The sequence below is a fragment of the Nocardioides sp. 503 genome, from assembly GCF_004522095.1.
GTDB lineage: Bacteria > Actinomycetota > Actinomycetes > Propionibacteriales > Nocardioidaceae > Nocardioides.
In genome coordinates, this window is record NZ_SPUI01000002.1 from 1243923 (window position 1) to 1265119 (window position 21197).

At 73.6% G+C, this 21197-nt stretch carries 18 protein-coding genes and 1 riboswitch; of the genes, 10 read left to right on the forward strand and 8 right to left on the reverse strand.

All coding sequences use genetic code 11. The annotated features are described in order from the left end of the window. Positions 1 to 70 precede the first annotated feature (70 nt). From pepN to E4622_RS06975, 4 genes are all read left to right on the forward strand, one after another. Positions 71 to 2530, forward strand: coding sequence for an aminopeptidase N (pepN, locus tag E4622_RS06960; RefSeq protein WP_134739287.1), 2460 nt, complete (start codon positions 71 to 73; stop codon positions 2528 to 2530). 2 nt (positions 2531 to 2532) lie between these two features. Continuing rightward, the gene (locus tag E4622_RS06965; RefSeq protein ID WP_134739288.1) at positions 2533 to 3378 is read left to right on the forward strand and encodes a formate dehydrogenase accessory sulfurtransferase FdhD; all 846 of its coding nucleotides are present in this window, start codon (positions 2533 to 2535) and stop codon (positions 3376 to 3378) included. A gap of 69 nt (positions 3379 to 3447) precedes the next feature. Further along, complete coding sequence (locus E4622_RS06970) at positions 3448 to 4617, forward strand: exonuclease SbcCD subunit D (protein WP_134739289.1); 1170 nt, start codon at positions 3448 to 3450, stop codon at positions 4615 to 4617. Beyond that, the gene (locus E4622_RS06975; protein WP_134739290.1) at positions 4617 to 7469 is read left to right on the forward strand and encodes an SMC family ATPase; all 2853 of its coding nucleotides are present in this window, start codon (positions 4617 to 4619) and stop codon (positions 7467 to 7469) included. Before E4622_RS06970 ends, E4622_RS06975 begins: the two co-directional genes overlap by 1 nt. A gap of 85 nt (positions 7470 to 7554) precedes the next feature. Here E4622_RS06975 and E4622_RS06980 read toward each other — a convergent pair whose 3' ends face one another. After that, entirely contained in the window at positions 7555 to 8031 is a 477-nt protein-coding gene (locus tag E4622_RS06980) for a pyridoxamine 5'-phosphate oxidase family protein (protein WP_134739291.1), read from the reverse strand. Positions 8032 to 8127: 96 nt separating this feature from the next. Between E4622_RS06980 and E4622_RS06985 the strand changes: the two genes are divergently transcribed. The 6 genes from E4622_RS06985 to E4622_RS07015 all read left to right on the forward strand — a co-directional run bounded on the left by E4622_RS06985 (position 8128) and on the right by E4622_RS07015 (position 13490). Further along, entirely contained in the window at positions 8128 to 9666 is a 1539-nt protein-coding gene (locus E4622_RS06985) for a TldD/PmbA family protein (RefSeq protein WP_134739292.1), read from the forward strand. After that, entirely contained in the window at positions 9666 to 11060 is a 1395-nt protein-coding gene (locus E4622_RS06990) for a TldD/PmbA family protein (protein WP_134739293.1), read from the forward strand. Before E4622_RS06985 ends, E4622_RS06990 begins: the two co-directional genes overlap by 1 nt. Positions 11061 to 11155: 95 nt before the next feature. Then, positions 11156 to 11890, forward strand: a complete 735-nt coding sequence (locus E4622_RS06995; protein ID WP_134739294.1) for a hypothetical protein — start codon at positions 11156 to 11158, stop codon at positions 11888 to 11890. Positions 11891 to 11937: 47 nt separating this feature from the next. After that, the gene (locus tag E4622_RS22685; RefSeq protein ID WP_167735995.1) at positions 11938 to 12498 is read left to right on the forward strand and encodes a hypothetical protein; all 561 of its coding nucleotides are present in this window, start codon (positions 11938 to 11940) and stop codon (positions 12496 to 12498) included. Then, positions 12495 to 12872 (forward strand): hypothetical protein, encoded by a 378-nt coding sequence (locus E4622_RS07010; RefSeq protein ID WP_134739296.1) that lies wholly within the window; start codon positions 12495 to 12497, stop codon positions 12870 to 12872. The genes E4622_RS22685 and E4622_RS07010 overlap by 4 nt, the downstream gene beginning before the upstream one ends. Before the next feature lie 69 nt (positions 12873 to 12941). After that, positions 12942 to 13490, forward strand: coding sequence for a hypothetical protein (locus E4622_RS07015; RefSeq protein WP_134739297.1), 549 nt, complete (start codon positions 12942 to 12944; stop codon positions 13488 to 13490). On the opposite strand, the gene E4622_RS07020 is transcribed toward E4622_RS07015, so the two are convergent. The 7 genes from E4622_RS07020 to gcvH form a co-directional block, all read right to left on the reverse strand. Continuing rightward, positions 13480 to 14730 (reverse strand): serine hydrolase domain-containing protein, encoded by a 1251-nt coding sequence (locus tag E4622_RS07020; protein ID WP_134739298.1) that lies wholly within the window; start codon positions 14728 to 14730, stop codon positions 13480 to 13482. The genes E4622_RS07015 and E4622_RS07020 overlap by 11 nt on opposite strands. Next, a complete protein-coding gene (gene gcvP / locus E4622_RS07025; protein ID WP_134739299.1) occupies positions 14727 to 17594 on the reverse strand; it encodes an aminomethyl-transferring glycine dehydrogenase in 2868 nt (955 codons plus the stop codon). Before gcvP ends, E4622_RS07020 begins: the two co-directional genes overlap by 4 nt. A gap of 86 nt (positions 17595 to 17680) precedes the next feature. Then, a riboswitch (glycine riboswitch) is annotated at positions 17681 to 17815 on the reverse strand. 246 nt (positions 17816 to 18061) lie between these two features. Then, the gene (locus E4622_RS07030; RefSeq protein WP_134739300.1) at positions 18062 to 18661 is read right to left on the reverse strand and encodes a MerR family transcriptional regulator; all 600 of its coding nucleotides are present in this window, start codon (positions 18659 to 18661) and stop codon (positions 18062 to 18064) included. 174 nt (positions 18662 to 18835) lie between these two features. Further along, the gene (locus E4622_RS07035; RefSeq protein ID WP_134739301.1) at positions 18836 to 19312 is read right to left on the reverse strand and encodes a bifunctional nuclease family protein; all 477 of its coding nucleotides are present in this window, start codon (positions 19310 to 19312) and stop codon (positions 18836 to 18838) included. A gap of 62 nt (positions 19313 to 19374) precedes the next feature. Continuing rightward, the gene (locus E4622_RS07040; protein ID WP_245155913.1) at positions 19375 to 20073 is read right to left on the reverse strand and encodes a MerR family transcriptional regulator; all 699 of its coding nucleotides are present in this window, start codon (positions 20071 to 20073) and stop codon (positions 19375 to 19377) included. A gap of 53 nt (positions 20074 to 20126) precedes the next feature. Continuing rightward, positions 20127 to 20675, reverse strand: a complete 549-nt coding sequence (locus E4622_RS07045; protein WP_134739302.1) for an FHA domain-containing protein — start codon at positions 20673 to 20675, stop codon at positions 20127 to 20129. Between the two features lie 124 nt (positions 20676 to 20799). Further along, positions 20800 to 21186: a glycine cleavage system protein GcvH gene (gene gcvH, locus E4622_RS07050; protein ID WP_134739303.1), complete on the reverse strand. Its 387-nt coding sequence runs from the start codon at positions 21184 to 21186 to the stop codon at positions 20800 to 20802. Positions 21187 to 21197: the final 11 nt, after the last annotated feature.

The window sequence follows — 21197 nt, forward strand, 5'->3', positions numbered from 1 at the left end:
TGCCCTCGCGTCCTGGGAATCGCAGGACCTGAGAGGGAGTCCTACTTCTGCGGCCTCCTAGGCTGGGCGGGTGACGAGCCAGAGCCAGAGCCTCCAGCACTCCGAGGCCCGGGAGCGGCGGCGGATCCTCGACGTGACGTCGTACGACGTGCGCCTCGACCTCGCCTGCGACGAGGCGACCTTCGGGTCGGTGACCACCGTGCGCTTCACCAGCACCGGCGAGGCGACGTTCCTCGACCTCAAGCCCGTCAGCGTCGCGGCGATCACCCTCGACGGCCTGCCCCTGGACCCCGACCTGCTCGACCGCGGCCGGCTGCCCCTGGACCCGGGCGCCGGGGAGCACGAGCTCGTCGTCGACGCGGTGATGCCCTTCCGCAACGACGGCGAGGGGCTGCACCGCAGCGTCGACCCCGCCGACGGGCGCCACTACGTCTACGGGATGTCCTTCATGGACGCCGCGCCCACGATCTTCGCCTGCTTCGACCAGCCCGACCTCAAGGCGCCCTACACCTTCCACGTGCGCGCCCCGCGCGACTGGGTCGTCGTCGGCAACGGTGCCGCCACGCGCACGGAGACCTTCGCCGATGGGTCGGCGCAGTGGGAGCTGGCCACGACGCAGCCCCTGTCGACGTACTTCGTCACCCTCGTCGCCGGGCCCTACCACCTGGTCAGGGACGAGCACGACGGCATCCCGCTGGGCCTCAGCGCCCGCGCCAGCCTGGCCAACGACCTCGACAAGGACGCCGACGAGCTCCTGACGATGACGAAGCAGTGCTTCGACGAGTTCCACCGGCTCTTCGGGATCCGCTACCCCTTCGGCGACTACCACCAGGCGTTCGTGCCGGAGTTCAACGCCGGCGCCATGGAGAACCCCGGCTGCGTGACGTTCCGCGACCCCCTCGTCTTCAGCTCGCGCGTGACCCGTGGCGCCCGGATCACCCGGGCCACGACCGTCGCCCACGAGATGGCGCACCAGTGGTTCGGCAACATCGTGACCCCGGCGTGGTGGGACGACCTGTGGCTCAACGAGTCCTTCGCGGAGTACCTCGGCAACCGCGTCACCGCCGACGTCACCGAGTACGACGACGCGTGGGTGCACCAGGCCTACTCCCGCCGCCAGTGGGGACTGGTCGCCGACCAGCGGCCCACCACGCACCCGGTCGCCGGCAACGGCGCGGTGGATGCCGTGGCCGCGCTGCAGGACTTCGACGGCATCTCCTACTCGCGCGGCTCGAGCGTCCTCAAGCAGCTCAACGCCCGGCTGGGCGACGAGGTGTTCTTCGCCGGTGTCGTCGACCACCTCACCCAGCACCGCTTCGGCAACGCGACCATGCAGGACCTCTTCGCCAGCTGGGAGCGGGCCGGGGCCGCCGACCTCGGCGCCTTCACGACGTCCTGGCTGCGCACCGCCGGCCCCGACACCGTCGCCCTGGACCGCGAGGCCGGCGTCCTGCGTCGCACTCCCCCGGCGCAGCACCCCGCCGACCGCACCCACGTCCTGCGGGTCGCGCGAGCGGTCGCCGGCACCTGGGAGACCTCCGAGGTCCGCATCGACGGCCCCGAGACGCCGTACGACGCTGGCGACGACCCCGTCCTGGTCGATCCGCACCAGGACAGCTGGGGGCTGTTCCCACCCGACCCGACCACGGTGGAGGCGCTGACGTCGCTGCTGCCCGAGATCGAGGACCCGCAGCTGCTGGCGGCCGTGTGGAACTCCGTGCGCAGCGCCTTCCACAACGCCGCGATCGACCCGGCCGACGTGGTGGACCTGCTCGAGGCGCGGCTGCCGGTCGAGGACACCGAGCTCGCGCCGCGCCACACCCTGCCCTGGGTGCTGACGAGCGTCGTGCCCCTGGCCGGCGAGGGCGCACTGGGGCGGGTCCACGACGCGGCCCTCGCTCGGCTCGCGAGCGCGCCCGAGGGCTCCGAGCTCCAGCTGGCGGCGTTCCGCACGGCCCTCGCGACCAGCGTCGACGTGGCACGTCTGGAGGCCTGGCTGACGGATGCTCCGTCGGGCATCGAGCCGGACCTCGAGCTGCGCTGGCAGGTGCTGGTCCGGCTGGCGACCCTGGGGGCCACGGACGCGGCCGCGCTCGACGCCGAGCTGGCGCGCGAGCCGACCGCGGTGTCGCGCGTCGAGCACACCCGGGCCCGCGCCTCGCTGCCGACGGCCGAGGCCAAGGAGTTCGCGTGGGCGCGCCTCACCGGCGCGGTCGACGCCCCCAACTACGAGCTGCTGGCGGCCGGGGAGGGCATGTGGCGCGGGGGCCAGGAGGAGCTGACGGCGCCGTACGTCGAGCGCTACTTCACCGAGCTGCCCGAGATCGTCGCCGCCCACAGCGGGTGGGTACTGGCCGACGTGACCGACGCGTTCTTCCCGGCAGGCAGCCTCGACCCGGCCGTGCTCACCGCCGTCCACTCGCTGACCGAGCACCCGGCGATCCCCCTGTCCGTACGCCGCCGGCTCCTCGACCGGGCCGACCAGCTCGAGCGCATGCTGGCCGTGCGGGCCGCCTACCCGGAGGCCTGAGGATGCGCGAGCTCGCCCGTCGTCCCGGCCCCTCCACCCGCACCCGGGTCGAGGAGCTCACCGGCGACGCCGTCCGCCGCCACGAGGACCGCCTCGCCACCGAGGAGCCGCTGGAGATCCGGCTGGCCTGGCCCGGCTCCCCCGCGCGCCGCGTCTGGGTGACCATGCGCACCCCCGGGCACGACTTCGAGCTCGCGGCCGGGTGGCTGCTCCACGAGGGGCTCGCGGGTCCGGGTCAGGTCTCCGGCGTCGCCTACTGCACCGACGTCGACCTCACCCCGGACCAGGAGTTCAACGTCGTCACGGTGACCCTGGGCGGGGCGCCGCTGTCCGACCCCGGCCACCGTCACGACGCCCGGTCGGCGGGGTCGTCGGCGTGCGGGGTCTGCGGCAAGGACAGCGTCACCGAGGCGCTCGCGGTGACCGCCGGTGAGCGGTGGGTCGGCCCGGTGCCCTCCCCCGACGTCGTACGCCGCCTGCCGGGTCTGCTGCGCAGCCGTCAGCCGCTCTTCGACCGCACGGGAGGGGTCCACGCCGCCGGCCTGTTCACCGCCGACGGTGAGCTGCTGGTCGTGCGTGAGGACGTGGGGCGGCACAACGCCGTGGACAAGGTGGCCGGCGCCCGGCTGCTCGCCGGCGCCTCGCCGGCCGGCGCCTGCCTGGTCGTGAGCGGCCGGGCCGGCTTCGAGCTCGTGCAGAAGGCGATCTCCGCGGGGGTGGGCTCCCTGGTCGCCGTCGGCGCGCCGACGAGCCTGTCGGTCGACCTGGCTCGGCGCGCGGGGCTGGTGCTCTACGGCTTCACCCGCGAGGGCCGGACGGTGCGCTACACGGGCGATCACGCCGGCTGAGACCGGGCTCTCGGCCGCCCTGCGGCGTGGGACGCCGGGGGTGTCGGCGGCGCCGAATAGGTTCGACCCGTGCGCATCCTCCACACCTCCGACTGGCACCTGGGCCGGTCCTTCCACCGCGAGGGGATGCTCGCGCACCAAGCCGTCTACCTCGACCACCTGCTCGAGGTCGTGGCCTCCGAGCGGGTCGACCTCGTGGTGGTCTCCGGCGACGTCTACGACCGGGCGCTGCCGGGGGTCGACGCGGTGCTGCTCGCCGACGACGCGCTGGTCCGGCTGGCCGCCTCGCGGGCGGCCGTCGTCCTCACCAGCGGCAACCACGACTCCGCCCGGCGCCTGGGCTTCAGCTCGCGCCTGATCGACGCCGCCGGCGTCCACATCCGCACCGACGCCTCCGCCTGCGGCACCCCGGTCCTGCTGCGCGACGAGCACGGGCCGGTCGCGGTCTACGGCCTGCCCTACCTCGACCCGACGGCGCTCAGCGAGCCGTGGCAGCTCCCCCGCAGGTCCCACGAGGCGGCGCTCGGCCACGCGATGGCGCAGGTCCGCGCCGACCTCGCCGGTCGTCCCACCGGCACCCGCTCGGTGGTGCTGGCGCACGCGTTCGTCGCGGGCGCCGCGCCCAGCGACTCCGAGCGCGACATCTCCGTCGGGGGCGTCTCCCGGGTGCCCACCGACGTCTTCGCCGGCATGGACTACACCGCGCTGGGCCACCTCCACGGCGCCCACACCCTCACCGACGCGATCCGCTACAGCGGCTCGCCGCTCGCCTACTCCTTCTCCGAGGCCGGCCACCGCAAGGGCTCGTGGCTGGTGGAGCTCGACGAGCGAGGTCTCGCCGGCGCCCACTTCCTCGAGGCCCCGGTCCCCCGCCGCGTGGCCCGCCTGCGCGGCGACCTCGAGGCCCTGCTGGCCGACCCGGCGCTCGTCGAGCACGAGACCTCCTGGGTGGAGGCCACGCTGACCGACGCGTCCCGCCCGGGCCGCGCGATGGAGCGGCTGCAGCGCCGCTTCCCGCACACGCTGCTCCTGCGCTTCGACGGCCCCGCCCACCGTCTGGGCGCCGCCCCGGCGCAGGCCACCCGCGCCCGCACCGACCGCGACATCGCGCTGGAGTTCATGACCGACATGCGCGGCGGACCGCCCGCCGGGGCCGAGGCGGCGCTGCTCACCCGCGCGGTCGACGCCTGCTGCGACGACACCGACGTCGACTCCCTGGTGCGGGAGGGCAGCGGCTGATGCGGCTGCACCACCTGAGCGCCACCGCGTTCGGCCCGTTCGCCGGCACCGTCCGGGTCGACTTCGACGAGCTGTCCGAGGCCGGCCTGTTCCTGCTCTCCGGGGCCACGGGCGCGGGCAAGACCAGCGTGCTCGACGCGGTCTGCTTCGCCCTCTACGGCGACGTGCCGGGCGACCGCAACACCGCGCGCCGGCTGCGCTCCGACCAGGCCGAGCCGGGCGTCGCCCCCGAGGTGACGCTCGAGGCCACCCTCGCCGGCCGCCGCTTCCGCCTGGTCCGCTCCCCCGCGTGGGAGCGCCCCAAGAAGCGCGGCACCGGCACCACCCCCGAGCAGTCGCGGGTCGCGCTGTTCGAGCGCGTCGGGGGCGAGTGGCGCCACCTGTCGGGTCGCCTCGACGAGACCGGCCACCTGGTGACGCGGCTGGTCGGCATGAACGTCACCCAGTTCACCCAGGTCGCGATGCTGCCCCAGGGCCGCTTCCAGACCTTCCTGCGCGCCCGCTCCGAGGAGCGCCACGCCGTCCTGCAGCAGCTCTTCCGCACGGGCCGCTTCGCCGACGTGGAGCGCTGGCTGCGCGACCGGCGCGTGGAGCTGCGCCGCGCCTGCGACGTCGCCCACCAGGACGTCGCCGACCTCGTCAGCCGCGTGAGCGAGGCCGCGGCCACCCCGCTGCCCGCCGACTGGGACGTCCGCGACCTCACGGACCCCGCCGCCGAGGGGCTGCTCGGCGCCTGGACCGACGAGCTCCTGCGTGAGGCCACGCTCGCCACCGAGCAGGCGGCCGCCGAGGCCACCGCCGCGGCGGGCGACGAGTCCGCCTCACGACGTGAGGTCGAGGCGGCGCGCGCCACGCACGAGCGGCTCGCGCGTCACCGCGCGGCGCGCCAGGAGCACGACGCCCTGGTCGCCCGGGCCGACGACGTGACGGCGGCCCGGGTGCGGCTCGACGCCGCACGGCGGGCCGCGGCCGTCGCCCCGGTGCTGCGGCTGGTCGCGCAGGCGCGGTCCCAGCGCGACGGTGCCGCGGAGGCCGTGGCCCGGCTGGAGGCCCACGACCGCGACCAGGTCGCGGAGGCGGTCCAGGACGCGGTGGAGGCGGTGGCCCGCATCCAGGCGCTCCGGCCGGCCGCGACCCGCCTGGTCGAGGCCACGCGCGAGACCGCGAGCCTGGAGTCACGGGTCACGCGGCTCGGCACCGAGCTGCGGGCGGCCGAGGCGCGCGAGCGGCTGCGTGCCGTCGACGTCCAGGTGACCGTGCACGAGCTGCTGGCCGCCGTGGAGGCACAGCTCCTGGTCGCCCACGCCGCGTGGAACGACGCCCGTGAGACCGCCCTCGGCCTCCAGGAGCACCTGCTCACCGTGCGCGAGGCGCGCCTGGAGAGCATGGCGGGCGAGATCGCCGGGGCGCTGGCCGTGGGCGCGTGCTGCCCCGTCTGCGGGTCGGCCGACCACCCGCAGAAGGCGGCGCAGCAGCCCGGCGCCCCCGACGCCGCCGCCGAGAAGGCCGCCCTGCGCGCCGTCGACGACGCCAAGTCCACCGAGCACCTGCGCGACGTCGAGGTCCGCGACCTGTCCACCCGCCGCGCCTCGTTGGCGGCGCAGGTGGGCGAGACCTCCCTGGTCGACCTGCGCGCGAGCCGCGACGCCGCGCTCGCCGAGCTGGCGAGGCTCGGGACCGCCTCCCGTGCCCCGCGCGGGGTCGACCCCGCCGACCACCTCGAGCACCGTCGCGCGCTGGAGCGCGAGGCCGCCGACGCCGGGGCGCGCCTCGAGCAGCTGACCCGCGAGTGCCAGGAGCTGCGCACCACCCTCGACGAGGTGCTGCTCGGCAGCGACCACGACAACCTCGACGCGCTGCTGGCGGCGCAGACGGCCCGCACCCAGGCGCTGCGGTCGGTCCTGGCGACCCTCGACGCGCTCGAGCGGGCCGAGGCTGCGCACGCCGAGGCCGCACAGGCAGCCGACGACGCCGCGACCGAGGCGGGCTTCGCGAGTCCCGCGGCTGCCGCGGAGGCGTTCCTGGAGCCACGACGAGCGGTCGACCTCGAGTCCTCGCTGGCGGCCCACGACCGCCGCCTGGCCGCCGTCCAGGAGGTGCTCGCCGCGCCCGGCGCCGCCGAGCTCGACACCCTGACGGCCCCCGACCTGCAGCCGCTCGAGGCCGCTCACACCGAGGCCATGACGCGCCTCTCCCGCAGTCGCGCCGCCCAGGAGCAGTGGACCCGGCGCGGCGGCCGGCTGACGGCGCTGAGCGCGCAGCTGGAGGAGGCGCTCGCCCGGTGGACCCCGCTGCGCGAGGACCATCAGACGACCGCCGCGTTGGCGGCGTTCGTCGAGGGCAAGTCCGCCGACAACCGGCTGCGGATGCGCCTGTCCGCCTACGTCCTGGCCTACCGCCTCGGCCAGGTCGTCGCCGCCGCCAACGAGCGGCTGGCCTCCATGAGCGACCAGCGCTTCTCCCTGGTGCACACCGGTGACCGCGGCGCGGGCGAGACCCGCGGCGGCCTGAGCCTGCTGGTCCGCGACGACTGGTCCGGGGAGACCCGGGACCCCGCCACCCTCTCGGGCGGCGAGACGTTCGTGGTGTCCCTGGCCCTGGCCCTCGGCCTGGCCGACGTCATCACCCAGGAGGTCGGCGGCGCGGCCCTGGACACCCTCTTCGTCGACGAGGGCTTCGGCAGCCTCGACGCCGACACCCTCGACGACGTCATGGACACCCTCGACTCCCTGCGCGACGGCGGCCGCGTGGTCGGCGTCGTCAGCCACGTCGCCGAGCTGCGCGACCGGATCCCGACCCAGCTGGTCGTCACCAAGTCCCGGCTCGGCTCCACCGTCGCGCTGCGTCGCTGACGGCGGCGGTGTCGGGATCCTGGTCGAGTCCAGGCGATGACGCCCTGACAAGCATGCGACCGGGCCGAGGCCCGGTCGCGCCAGGTCAGGTCGTGACGGCCCCGTGCTCGGTGTCGTAGGTGTCGCCGCCCAGCTTGGTCTTGGCGAAGCTGACCAGCGAGGCGATCTTGCCGCCGGGGGTGTCCCAGTACTCGCCGCGCTCCACGTCGACGCGGATCAGGGTCGCGTTGGGGTCCTCGGGACCCTCCGGCAGCCAGGCCTCGGCGAAGGTGTTCCACAGCTCCTTGAGCTTGTCGAGGTCGTCGACGACGTAGGCGCGCCCCGTCACCGCGACCCAGGTGTCGCGGGCGGAGAGGGTCACCGCGACGCGCGGGTCGTGCTGGATGGCGCGCACGTGGTCGGTGTCGCGACCGGTGATGAACCACATCTCGGCGCTCGCCTCGGCCTCCTGCTTCGCCATGGGCAGGCTGCGGGGCCCGTCGACGCCGAACGTCGTCAGCATGGCGATCGGGATGTCGTTGATCAGCTCGACCAGCCGCTGCTGGTCACCGTCCTGGGTCATGGTGCTCCTCGTCTGGTGGGAGCCCTCCGGTACCCGTGCCCCTGGGGGCAGAAACCGGTGGCCCACGGGGGTGGGTTCAGTGGGTAGGTTCAGTCCATGACTGGCACCAGCCGACCGGGCGGCGACGCCGCCCGCCTCGACCCGACCTTCACCGCGCTCCCCTACCGCAGCCTCGGCGACGCCGCGCTCAGCCGGGCGCGCGAGCTCGGCGCCGGGCACGCCGACTTCCGCTTCGAGCGGGTGCGCTACCAGCGCATCGGGGTGCGCGACGGGGCGTTGCAGGGTGCCAGCGACACCGAGGACCTGGGCTTCGCGGTGCGCGTCGTCCACGAGGGCGCGTGGGGCTTCGCCTCCGGCGTCGACCTGACCCCCGAGGGCGCCGTGCGCGTCGCCGAGACCGCGGTGGCGGTGGCCCGCGTCGCCGCGGCCATGACGACCGCCCCGGTCGAGCTGGCCCCGGAGCCGGTCCACGACGACGTGACCTGGGTGTCGTCCTACGTCACCAACCCGCTCGACGTGCCCGTGGCCGAGAAGGCCGCGCTGCTGGCCGACTGGACCGAGCGGCTGCGCACGGGCGCGGCGGTCGACCACGCGTCGGCGTACCTGCTGCAGGTGCAGGAGAACAAGTACTACGCCGACCTGGCCGGCACCCGCACCACCCAGCAGCGGGTCCGGATGCAGCCCGGCTTCGAGGCGATGGGAGCCGGCGCCGACACCTTCGACTCGATGTCCTCGATCGCGCCGCCGGTCGGGCGCGGCTACGAGTACCTCACCGACGGCGGCTACGACTGGGACGCCGAGATCGAGGAGGTGCCCGAGCTGCTGGCCGAGAAGCTCAAGGCGCCTAGCGTCGAGGCCGGCACCTACGACCTGGTGATCCACCCCTCCAACCTGTGGCTGACCATCCACGAGTCGATCGGGCACGCCACCGAGCTCGACCGGGCGCTTGGCTACGAGGCCAACTACGCCGGCACGTCGTTCGCGACGTACGACAAGCTCGGCACGCTCCAGTACGGCTCCCCGGTCATGCACGTCACCGGGGACCGCACCGTCGAGCACGGGCTGTCGACCGTCGGCTACGACGACGAGGGGGTCCAGACCCAGGCCTGGGACATCGTCCGCGACGGGGTGCTCGTCGGCTACCAGCTGGACCGGCCGATGGGGCAGATGAAGCCCGAGCTCAACGGCGGTCGCTCCAACGGCTGCGCCTACGCCGACTCGCCGGGTCACATCCCCATCCAGCGCATGGCCAACGTGTCCCTGCAGCCGGCCGCCGACGGCCCGTCCACCGACGAGCTGATCGGGCGCGTCGAGCGCGGGCTGTACGTCGTCGGCGACAAGTCCTGGTCGATCGACATGCAGCGCTTCAACTTCCAGTTCACCGGCCAGCGCTTCTACCGGATCGCCGACGGCGAGCTGGTCGGCCAGGTGCGCGACGTGGCGTACCAGGCGACGACCACCGACTTCTGGGGCTCGATGGAGGCGGTGGGCGGCCCGCAGACCTGGGAGCTGCACGGCGCCTTCAACTGCGGCAAGGCCCAGCCCGGGCAGGTCGCCGCCGTGAGCCACGGCGCTCCCACGTCGCTGTTCCGCGGCGTCCGGATCCTCAACACCACCGACGAGGCAGGCCACTGATGACCACTCTCGCCACCCCGCAGTCCCTGGTCGAGCAGGCCCTGGCGGTCTCGGTCGCCGACGACTGCCTCGTGATCGTCCACGACCACACCAGTGCCAACCTGCGCTGGGCCAACAACACCCTCACCACCAACGGGGTGATGCACGGGATCTCGGCCACGGTCGTCTCCTTCGTCCGGACCGCCGAGGGCACGAGCACCGGCTCGGTCAGCGGCAGCGCCAGCACCCAGGCCCAGGTCACCGCGCTCGTCGAGAAGGCCGACGCCGCGGCCCGCGCCTCCTCGCCGGCCGAGGACGCCGCCGACCTCGTGCGCGACACCGTCTCGTCCGACTGGGGCGACGCCGCCGTGCCCACCGACATCCACGTCTACGACGCCTTCGCCCCGGCCCTCGGGGAGGCCTTCGGCCGCGCCGGCTCCGCCGACCGGGTGCTCTACGGCTTCGTCAACCACGAGGTGACCACGACCTACCTCGGCTCGACGACCGGGTTGCGCCTGCGGCACGTGCAGCCCACGGGCCACTACGCCTGCACCGGCAAGAACGCCGCGCTCACCGAGAGCGCCTGGGTGGGCGGCGCGACGCGCGACTTCGCCGGCGTCGACGCGCTCGCGCTCGACGCCGAGCTCGAGCGGCGCCTGGCGTGGGGCTCGCGCCGGGTCGACCTCCCCGCCGGACGCTACGACACGATCCTGCCGCCGACCTCCGTCGCCGACCTGATGGTCGACGCCTACTGGTCCGCCGGAGCGCGCGTGGCCTGGGAGGGCCAGTCGGTCTACAGCCAGCGCGGCGCCGGCACCCGGATCGGCCAGCGCATCACCTCGCCGGGCGTCCACCTCTACTCCGACCCGACCTACCCCGGCCTGGAGTGCGCGCCGTTCAACGTCGCCTCGTCCTCCGACAACGAGTCGTCGGTCTTCGACAACGGGCTCCCGCTCTCGCGCACCGACTGGATCCGCGACGGCGAGCTCACCGCGCTCCTGCAGACCCGGCACAGCGCCGCGATGACCCAGCAGCCCGTGACGCCCGGCATCGACAACCTCGTCCTCGACGTGGACGGCGGCCAGGGGACGGTCGAGGACCTCGTCGCCGGCACCGAGCGCGGGCTGCTGCTCACCTGCCTCTGGTACATCCGCGAGGTCGACCCCCAGTCGCTGCTGCTCACGGGCCTGACCCGCGACGGCGTCTACCTCGTCGAGGACGGCGAGATCACCGGCTCGGTCAACAACTTCCGGTTCAACGAGAGCCCGGTCGACCTGCTGCGGCGCTTCAGCCACGCCTCCGCCACGGTGCCGAGCTTCAGCCGGGAGTGGGGCGACGACTACTTCTCGCGCACCGCCACGCCCGCCCTGCGGGTCCCGGACTTCAACATGTCGAGCGTGTCCCAGGCGACCTGAGGGTGAACCTCCGGCGGTTCGCCGGACGCCCGCGCCGCTCCCGACGTAGCCTCACCTCGGCTCACGACCCCGTGGCCACGGACAAGGAGCCACGCATGACCCCGACACGCCACCACGTACGACGCTGGGCCACCGCGACCGTCGTGAGCCTGGGCCTGGCGCTCGGCACCCTCGCCGCCTCGCCCGTCGCGCCGGCCTCGGCCGACGAGGCCAGCGACGCCCCGGTCACCGGGCCGGACGCCGCCACGCTGTGGGCGGGGCCCGACGGTGGCATCCAGTCCGTCAACGTCCTCGCCAACGACAGCGACCCCCAGGGCGACGAGCTGCAGGTCTGCCGCGTGGCCGAGACGTCCTCGAGGAACCTGCTGGCCGTGGCGTCGGGAGGGGCCCTCGCGGTCGGGGCCATGCCTCGCCTCAAGCCGGGCACCTACCAGGTGACCTACTACGCGTGCGACCTCGACTACCTGACGCCGGGCACGCTCACCGTGACGGTCAAGAAGGTCAAGCCGGTGCGCGTCACCAAGATCGCCGGCCGGCCCGGCAAGCTCCGAGTCGTCAACCCCAACGAGCGCAAGGTGGTCGTCCTGTGGGGCGACCAGGGCCGGAAGCGGCCCGACGGCCGTCTCGGCCTCGCCGGGCGCAAGCGCGCCGTGATCACGGTCAAGCGGGAGCGCGTCGACTGGATCGCCTACCTGCCCCGCATCTTCGTGCTGGCCGGCGAGGGCACCGTCCGCAACATCACGCTGCCCCAGGGCGCCGGCCGAGCGGTCCCCGAGCGGACCGTCCCGCTCGCCCCGCGCGTCGAGAGGCTCTGGAGCGCACAGCGCTGAGGGTTCCCCGCGTTTGAGGTGGGCCGGGAGGCGGCACCATGCCAGTCATGTCCGACTCCCGGCCTCCCGGCCCGCCGCCCGCTGGTCCCCCGTCTCCTCCTGCCGGACCTCCCTCGGGACCGCCCGCCGGGCCTCCGGGCGCCGGATCCCCGACCGACGGCAGGCAGTCGCGCCTGGGCTGGTACGTCGCCGGGGGCGTGCTGCTGCTGATCCTCGCGATCGGCGGGGCGGTCTTCGCGTTCACCGGCGGTGACGCGACCAGCGTGCAGGACGTGGCGGACCAGGCGGTCGAGGCGGCCGAGGACCTCGACGTCGACGCCGGCATCGACCTGCTCTGCACGGCGCCGACCAAGAAGCAGCGTGCGGACCTGGACGCGCTGATCTCGGAGGGCCGCGAGGAGGCCGGCGGCGAGGACCCCCAGGTCGACTACGAGGTCAGCGACGTCGAGGGCGACGCCACCGGCAGCTTCCGCGTCCGCGCGACCAGCGACGAGGACGCCCTCGAAGGCAAGGAGCTCGACGTCGTCGTGCTCGTGGAGCAGGACGGCGACCGCTCGTGCATCGCCGGCATCGAGGACGGCGAGCGCGTCGGCGAGGACGGCGATTGATCTTCCGCGTCACGGCGGCCGCGTTCGTGGCGGTGGCGGCCCTGACCGCGGTCGCGGTCCTGGCTCAGGGCGCCGACGCCCTGGGGCTGGCGGCGTGGCTGCGCGAGCACGGCCACCCGGTCTACGTCGCGTGGCTGGCCTGGGTGGTGGCTGCGCCGCTGGTGCTCGCCGCGGCGGCCGCGAGCGTGCGCCGTACGCCCTGGGCGTGGGTGGCCGCGGTGACGGTGCAGCTCGGGAGCCTCGTCGCAGCGCAGGCGCGGCTGGGTCACCTCGTGAGCGACTGGTCGTGGGCCGCCGTCGTCGTCGCAGTGGGGATGGGCCTGGTCTCGGTGGTGGCCGCCGTGGACGGCCGGTCTGGACCGGCGCCCGGCTGACTGCAACCCTGGGGGCGCTCCTCGCGTCCTGCTCCTGTACCGACCACACCACTCACAGGAGCTCCTCGCATGCGCAGCACCCGCACCACCCGGATCACCACCGCCACCGCCACGGTCGCCACCACTCTGTTGGCGTTGACCGCCTCGAGCGCGAGCGCCCTCACCCCTGCCACCGATGCCTCCCCGCGCGCCTCAGAGGCGGTCGTGGAGAAGGGCGTCGTGCTGGAGTGCACCGGCGAGGCCGACGGGCTCTCGGCCTACGTGAACCTCTACGAGAACGACACCTACAGCAACTACCTCCAGGTCGTGCTGGACGACGACCCGAAGCGGGCGGCCTCACGTGAGCCGAAGGACATCCTGAAGGGCCGCAAGGTCCGCGCAGCGATCACCGTCGACGGGAAGCGGGCCCGGATCGTCGGCACCGCCACGCGGGTGGGGCCGCGCACCCGGGTGCACGAGGAGCTCGACGACGCCGGCCAGCACGTGGTGATGCACGGCTACCACCGGCGTCTGGCCCACCGCCTCGTCCTGCGCTACGACGGCGCCACAGTCCCCCTCCGCTGCGACCCCGCGTTCTTCTACCGGCTGAGGGTGACCAAGACGCCGGTCAGCGAGTGACGCCCACCGGGGCGTAGGGCGCGCGGGTGTAGACGAACGTCGCGCACTCCAGGTGGTCGAGGCGGCCGTCCTCGCGGCGTACGGCGTGCAGCGTCTCGCCGCGGTGGTAGCCGGCCGTGCCGACGACGGCGTCGCCGCGGGCCTCGAACACGTCGGTCACCTCGCCGGAGGCCAGGCCGCACAGCTGGAGGGTCTCGTGGTGCCAGCGCAGCTCGAGGGCGGTGTTGCCCCAGAACCACAGCCCGAGCAGGTCGGCCACCGCGTCCGGGACCCCGGTCGAGGGCACCCACGGCTCGACGTCGGGGACGGGACCACTGCCCAGCAGCAGCTGCGGCAACCGGCGGGTGTCCAGGCCTGTGGTGGCGGCGGCCAGCGCCACCGCGCCGTCGCCGGTCTCGGGGTCGACGAACAGACCGGCCTGGAAGCCCGGCATCGAGCCGGGGTGCCCGACCCAGCGGCGGCCATCGAGGTCGCTCAGCCACAGGCCGAGCCCGTAGGTGTCGCTGGTCGGCTCGGCCATCTCGCGCACCGTCGCTGCCGCGAGCACGTCGGGGTGGCCCCGCACCAGGAAGCGGCCCAGGACGGCCAGGTCGGCGACGGTGCTCCACAGCTGACCGGCCGGCGCCATCGCCACCGTGTCGTGGTGGGGCTCGGCGGTGAGGGTGCCGGCGAAGTGGTCGACGCTCCAGCCCTGCGCGGCGGGGGCGTCGTCGGCGTACGACGTGCGGTCCATGCCCAGCGGCGCGAGCACCCGCCGCGAGGCGACCTCCCACCAGCTCTCGCCGCGCAACCGGGCGACGAGCTCGCCGAGGAGGGCGTAGCCGAGGTTGGAGTAGTGGAACTCCCCCGGCGGCAGCACGGCGCCCGAGCCGTCGTTGGCGGCGACCAGGGTCGCGAAGTCGACGCCGGGCGAGCGCTCCCACCACGAGCCCACCGGCTCGCTCTGCATCCCGGAGGTGTGCGCGAGCAGCTGGCGCACCGAGGCGGCGGCGTACCCGCTCTCCGGGACCCCCGAGCCGAGGGGGTCGTCCAGCGAGAGCCGTCCCTCGTCGCGCAGCTGGAGCACGGCCACCGCCGTCAGCGTCTTGGTGATCGAGCCGATGCGGTAGCGGTCCTCCAGCGAGCCGCCGACGGCCCCGGTCCAGACGAGCTCACCGCCCCGCAGGACGCCCGCCACGACCGACGGCAGCCGGCCGCGCGCCTGGAGCGCGGTGAGGCGGGCTTCCCAGGGACCGCTCACTCGGCGAAGGCCTCCAGCGGCGGGCAGGAGCACTGCAGGTTGCGGTCGCCGTAGGCCTGGTCGATGCGGCCGACCGGCGGCCAGTACTTGTCGGGGTCGATCCCGGTGGGGAACACCGCGAGCTCGCGGGAGTAGGAGCGGTCCCACTCGCCGACCAGCGCCCGCGAGGTGTGCGGCGCGCCGCGCAGCGGGGAGTCTTCCGGGGTCCACTCCCCCGCGCCCACGCGGTCGATCTCGCCCTTGATGGCGATCATCGCCTCGCAGAAGCGGTCGATCTCGGCCAGGTCCTCGGACTCGGTCGGCTCGACCATCAGCGTCCCGGCGACCGGGAACGACATCGTCGGGGCGTGGAAGCCGTAGTCGACGAGGCGCTTGGCCACGTCGTCGACGCTGACTCCGGTGTCCTTGGTGATGCCGCGGACGTCGAGGATGCACTCGTGGGCGACGAGGCCACCGTGGCCGCGGTAGAGCACCGGGTAGTGCTCGCCGAGTCGTGCGGCGACGTAGTTGGCCGACAGCACGGCGGTCGCGGTCGCCCGCGTCAGTCCGGGACCGCCCATCAGGCGGATGTAGGCCCACGAGATCGGCAGGATGCCGGCGGAGCCGTACGGCGCCGCGCTGATCGGCCCGATGCCGTGACGCTTCTCCTCCTCGGGGTGCATGGCGTGCGAGGGGAGGTACGGCGCGAGGTGCGCGCGGACCGCGACGGGCCCGACGCCCGGGCCGCCGCCGCCGTGCGGGATGCAGAACGTCTTGTGCAGGTTGAGGTGCGAGACGTCCCCGCCGAACTCGCCCGGCTTGGCGTAGCCGAGCAGCGCGTTGAGGTTGGCGCCGTCGACGTAGACCTGGCCACCGTGGGCGTGGACGATCTCGCAGAGCTCGGAGATCGTGTCCTCGTAGGCGCCGTGGGTCGACGGGTAGGTCACCATGATCGCCGCGAGGTCCTCGGCGTGCTTCTCGCACTGCGCGCGCAGGTCCGCGAGGTCGACGGTGCCGTCGTCGGCGGCCTTGACCACGACGACCTTCATGCCGGCCATGACCGCGGACGCGGCGTTGGTGCCGTGCGCCGAGGACGGGATGAGGCAGACGTCGCGGCCGGTGTCGCCGCGGCCGTGGTGGTAGCCGCGGATGGCGAGGAGCCCGGCGAGCTCGCCCTGCGAGCCGGCGTTGGGCTGGATCGAGACCCGGTCGTAGCCGGTGACCTCGGCCAGCCAGCCCTCGAGCTGGTCGACGAGCTTGCGGTAGCCCAGCGCGTCCTCGGCCGGCACGAACGGGTGCAGGTCGGCGAAGCCCGGCAGCGACACCGGCTCCATCTCGGTCGTGGCGTTGAGCTTCATCGTGCAGGAGCCCAGCGGGATCATGCCGCGGTCGAGCGCGTAGTCACGGGCCGAGAGGGTGCGCAGGTAGCGCAGCATCTGGGTCTCGCTGTGGTGCGCGGAGAAGACCTCGTGGGTGAGGTAGGGCGTCGTACGGCGCAGGGCGTCGGGCAGCGCGTCGCCGGTGGCCTGGTCGACCGCGTCGACGTCGACGGTGACGCCGAAGGCCTTGAGCAGGCCGCCGATCGTGGAGCCGGTGGTGCACTCCGAGGTGGAGATGCCGACGGTGTCGGCGTCGACGAGCCGGAGGTGGATGTTCATCGCGCGGGCGGCGGCCTGGATCTCCGCGCCGCGCCCCGGGACCGAGACGGTGAGGGTGTCGAAGAACTGCTCGTGCGTGACCTCGATCCCGGCGGTGCGCAGGGCGCCGGCGAGCACGGCGGCGTAGCGGTGCGTGCGGGTCGCGATCGCGCGCAGCCCCTCGGGGCCGTGGTAGACGGCGTACATCGACGCGACGACGGCCAGCAGGACCTGGGCGGTGCAGATGTTGGAGGTCGCCTTGTCGCGGCGGATGTGCTGCTCGCGGGTCTGCAGCGCGAGCCGGTAGGCCGGGCGGCCCTCGGCGTCCACGGACACCCCGACCAGCCGACCGGGCAGGTGACGCTCGAGGCCCTGGCCGACGGCCATGAAGCCGGCGTGCGGGCCGCCGTAGAACAGCGGGACGCCGAAGCGCTGCGAGGAGCCGACGACGACGTCGGCGCCCATCTCGCCCGGTGACTCGAGCAGGGTGAGCGCGAGCAGGTCGGCGGCGACCACCGCGAGCGCGCCGCGCTCGTGGGCGGCCTCGACCAGCGGCCGCGGGTCGACGATGCGGCCGGACGCGCCGGGGTACTGCACCAGCACCCCGCTCAGCTCGCCCTCGGGCAGGCCCTGCGCGAGGTCCGCCACGACGACCTCGATGCCGAGGCCCTCGGCGCGGGTGCGGACCACGTCGATGGTCTGGGGCAGCGCGTCGGCGTCGACGACGAAGGGGCCGCTGGCCTTGCGGTTGGCGCGGCGTACGAGCGTCATGGCCTCCGCGGCGGCGGTGCCCTCGTCGAGCAGGCTGGCGTTGGCGGTCGGCAGGCCGGTGAGGTCCCCGACGACGGTCTGGAAGTTGAGCAGCGCCTCGAGCCGGCCCTGGGAGATCTCGGGCTGGTAGGGCGTGTAGGCGGTGTACCAGCTGGGGTCCTCGAGCACGTTGCGCCGGACCACCGGCGGCGTGATCGTGGCGTGGTAGCCCAGGCCGATCATCGCCTCGCCGGGCCGGTTGGCCGCGGCGATCTTGCGCAGCTCCTTGGCCGTGGCCTCCTCGGTGAGCGCCGAGGGCAGGTCCAGGTCGGCCGCCGCGCGGATCCCGCCGGGCACCGCGGAGGCCATCAGGTCGTCGAGCGTGTCGAACCCGAGCCGCTCGAGCATGACCCGCTCGTCGGCGGGCCGCAGCCCGATATGCCGGTCGACGAACGGCAGCGCGCCGTCGAGGTCGGTGAGGCTGGGGTGGTCGGACACAGGGGTCTCCTCAGGCAGCGGGGGTCGGGCTCGTCAGCACCTTCACCCTCCCCCTCTGTCGGACCGGAAGGGTCCTTCAGAGTCGCCTGCTCCGCACGGTCCTGGCGCCTGAGAGGTTCCGGGGAGGAATTGCCCCTTCGGCGCTTCGTTCCCGTCGGGCCTCGCACCCTGGTGGAGGCGGCGCGGTGTCCGGCGAGCGAAGACTCTCCCGTGCGGGATCAGTCAGCGTCCTCAGCCTAGCAACCGCCCTCTCCCCGCCCGAGTCCTCGTCTCGTGTCCCGGCGTCTGCCGGCCCTCAGGCCTGCGGTTTGGTCACAGACCGCACGTTTCGGGCACTCAGAGGTGCGGTTGGTGACCAAACCGCAGGGGTCAGCGGCGCCGCACGCCGAGCGGCAGCGCCGAAATGACGACGGACCCGCCACCTCGAGGGTGACGAGTCCGCCGGAGCAGGAGCTGGTGGAGCCGGGTCAGCCGGTCTGGCGGGCGGCGCGGCGCGCCGCGAGCTCGTCGTTGGCCGTCTGGGCGGGGGTGGAGTCCTCGGCGCGCTCGCTGGGGAGCTCGGCGAGGGTGCCCTCGATCTCGCGCCAGACGCCGCCGATGGCGATGCCGAAGACGCCCTGGCCACCCTGGAGCAGGTCGATGACCTCGTCGTTGCTGGTGCACTCGTAGACCGAGGCGCCGTCGCTCATCAGGGTGACGCGGGTCAGGTCGTCGGTGCCGCGCTCGCGCAGGTGGGAGACCGCGGTGCGGATCTGCTGCAGCGAGATGCCGGCGTCGAGCAGGCGCTTGATGACCTTGAGGATCAGGATGTCGCGGAAGGAGTAGAGCCGCTGCGAGCCGGAGCCGGTCGCGCCACGCACGGTGGGCTCGATCAGGCCGGTGCGCGCCCAGTAGTCGAGCTGGCGGTAGGTGATGCCTGCGGCGTTGCAGGCGGTCGGACCGCGGTAGCCCAGGTCGCTGGGCAGCGGCGAGACGTCGTCGGTGAAGAGGAGGCCTTGCTCCTCGGCGGCCTCGACCGCCTCGACGGTGTCGGCGCTCGTGCCGGCTTCGGGCTGGTGCTCGTTCACACGGTCCTCCGTGGGTCTACTCCGTTGGACGTAGCTCCGGGGAAGGACGGGCACTCCCGGGAGGGAGCAACCACAGCGGTGGAGTTACAACAGAGACATCTCAAGGTAGGCCCGATCCCGAGGGGCGTCAAAGACGCCGGCGGCGTGTCGCAACCCTCAATCTCAGGTTGAGAGTCACTGTTCGGGCGTGGACTCGAAGTCCTCGGGGGTCACCTGGTCGAGGAACTCGCGGAACTTCTCGACCTCGTCCTCCTGCTCGGCCGGCACGGCCAGCCCGGCCTCGTCGAGGACCTCCTCGGCGCACAGGATCTTCGTGCCGGTGCGCAGCGCGAGCGCGATCGAGTCGGACGGGCGCGCGCTCACCTCGGTGCCGGAGTCGAAGACCAGGGTCGCGAAGAAGACGCCGTCCTTGACGTCGGTGATGCGCACCTCGGTCAGCTCGTTGCCGGTGGCCTCGAGGACGTCCTTCATCAGGTCGTGGGTCAGCGGGCGCGGCGGGACGACGCCCTGCTGCGCGAACGCGATGGCCGTGGCCTCGACCGCACCGATCCAGATCGGCAGGTAGCGCTCCCCCGACACCTCCCGCAGGAGGACGATCGGCTGGTTGGAGGGCATCTCCACCCGGACTCCCATGACATCGACTTCCCGCATGCCTCAACCCTACTCCGCGGTCCCGGACGCGGACACCGCCCGCGCAGCCGGCGGTACGGCGGTCAGGAGGGGCGCAGCCCGGCCTTGACCAGCGTCGCGTGCAGCCGCACCGACAGCGCGGCGATCTCGGAGACGGCGTCGTCGGCGCGACCTCGCGCGGCGGCGTCGCGGCCGTTGCGCAGCGGCGCCACGACCTGCTCGACGAGGCCGACCTCGCGGTCGGCGGAGGTCTTGAACGCGCGCAGGTGGCGCGGCTCGAAGCCGAACTCGGCCAGCTCGCGGGCCGTCTGGGCGATGACGAGGGCGTCGGTGTCGAAGTGCCCGGTGCCCGCGCGCGGGGTGACCAGGCCGTACTGCTCGAGCTGGACCAGCAGCTCCTCGGTGATGCCGGCGATCTTGACCAGCTCACGGCGCGAGAGACGCAGGTGGTCGCGGCGGGAGAAGGACTCCGCGCTGGGCAGGCCGTCGGGGGCCAGCGCCACCTTCGGCACGGTCGGGACGACGGCCTCGATCGGCGGCGGCTCGAGGCCGCGGTCGATGGCGTCCAGGTGCTCGCCGATGACTTTGAGGGGGAGGTAGTGGTCGCGCTGCATGCGCAGCACGTAGCGCAGGCGCTCGACGTCGTCGGTGGAGAACTTGCGGTAGCCCGACGGCGTCCGCTCGGGCTTGATCAGCCCCTTGTCCTCGAGGAAGCGGATCTTGGGGATGGTGATCCCCGGGTAGTCGGCACGGAGCTGGTCGAGGACCTGCCCGATGTTCATCCGCGCCCGAGAGCCTCCCGCCGGGCTGCCCGGCATCGCGGAGCCGGCCACGCTCAGGTGCTCTCGTGCCCGGAGAAGAAGACCAGCCGGTACTTGCCGATCTGTACCTCGTCGCCGTCGTTGAGCTGGACCTTCTCGATCCGGTCGCGGTTGACGTAGGTGCCGTTGAGGCTGCCCGCGTCGCTCACCGTGAAGCCGTCGGCGGAGCGCTCGAAGACCGCGTGGTGCCGCGAGACCGTCACGTCGTCGAGGAAGATCTCGCTGTCGGGGTGGCGCCCGGCGTTGATGACGTCGGCGTCGAGCAGGAAGCGGCTCCCGGAGCCGGGGCCCTTCTGCACGACGAGCAGCGCGTGCCCGGTGGGCAGCGCGTCGACCGCCGCGGCGTCGACCGGGTTGAGCTGGCGGTCGGAGGTCTCGACGCGGTCGCCCGCGGTGCCGATCTGGATCGTGGCCGTGGACTCACCGATCGAGTCCCCCGGCCCCGGGAAGGAGTCGGTCGAGATGCCGCCGGAGTCGTCGGCGCGCACCAGACGGGTGCCGCACTGGGCGCAGAAGCGGGCGTCGGCGGGGTTCTGCGTGCCACACGCGGTGCAGAACGGCATCGAATTCATCCTCCGGTCAGGGTCCACCCAGCAGAACCCTCAAGGCAGGGCTGAGGGTGACGGTTGCTCCGAACCTATCAGTCACGGTCGGCGGATCAACACCGATCCGCGCGACCGCTCCCGCTCACCCGTCGAGGGTGGCGACGTAGGCGTCGACCTCGAGGAGGTCGTCGAGCTGCGCCGGGTCGGAGGCGACGACCTCGAACAGCCAGCCGCCGGCGTAGGGGTCGCTGTTGACGAGCTCGGGGGTGGCGTCGAGCGTCTCGTTGCGGGCCACGACCTCGCCCGTCACCGGGGCGTAGATGTCGCTGACCGACTTGGTCGACTCCAGCTCGCCGCAGGTGCTGCCGGACTCGATCGTGTCGCCGACCTCGGGCAGGGAGACGTAGACGATGTCGCCGAGCGCGTCCTGGGCGAAGTCGGTGATCCCGACCCGCACCGAGCCCTCGTGCTCGCCCGGGGAGCGGACCCACTCGTGCTCGACGGTGTACTTCAGGTCATCGGGGTACAAAGCGAGATCTC

Bases quoted from the DNA above. Each gene is read 5' to 3' on its own strand.
- E4622_RS06980 (WP_134739291.1), bottom strand. From the start codon at position 8,031: ATGACCCAGGACGGTGACCAGCAGCGGCTGGTCGAGCTGATCAACGAC.
- E4622_RS06975 (WP_134739290.1), top strand. From the start codon at position 4,617: ATGCGGCTGCACCACCTGAGCGCCACCGCGTTCGGCCCGTTCGCCGGC.
- E4622_RS07040 (WP_245155913.1), bottom strand. From the start codon at position 20,073: ATGAACATCGGGCAGGTCCTCGACCAGCTCCGTGCCGACTACCCGGGG.
- E4622_RS07015 (WP_134739297.1), top strand. From the start codon at position 12,942: ATGCGCAGCACCCGCACCACCCGGATCACCACCGCCACCGCCACGGTC.
- E4622_RS22685 (WP_167735995.1), top strand. From the start codon at position 11,938: ATGTCCGACTCCCGGCCTCCCGGCCCGCCGCCCGCTGGTCCCCCGTCT.
- E4622_RS06995 (WP_134739294.1), top strand. From the start codon at position 11,156: ATGACCCCGACACGCCACCACGTACGACGCTGGGCCACCGCGACCGTC.
- E4622_RS07045 (WP_134739302.1), bottom strand. From the start codon at position 20,675: ATGCCGTTCTGCACCGCGTGTGGCACGCAGAACCCCGCCGACGCCCGC.
- E4622_RS07035 (WP_134739301.1), bottom strand. From the start codon at position 19,312: ATGCGGGAAGTCGATGTCATGGGAGTCCGGGTGGAGATGCCCTCCAAC.
- E4622_RS06985 (WP_134739292.1), top strand. From the start codon at position 8,128: ATGACTGGCACCAGCCGACCGGGCGGCGACGCCGCCCGCCTCGACCCG.
- E4622_RS06965 (WP_134739288.1), top strand. From the start codon at position 2,533: ATGCGCGAGCTCGCCCGTCGTCCCGGCCCCTCCACCCGCACCCGGGTC.
- E4622_RS06990 (WP_134739293.1), top strand. From the start codon at position 9,666: ATGACCACTCTCGCCACCCCGCAGTCCCTGGTCGAGCAGGCCCTGGCG.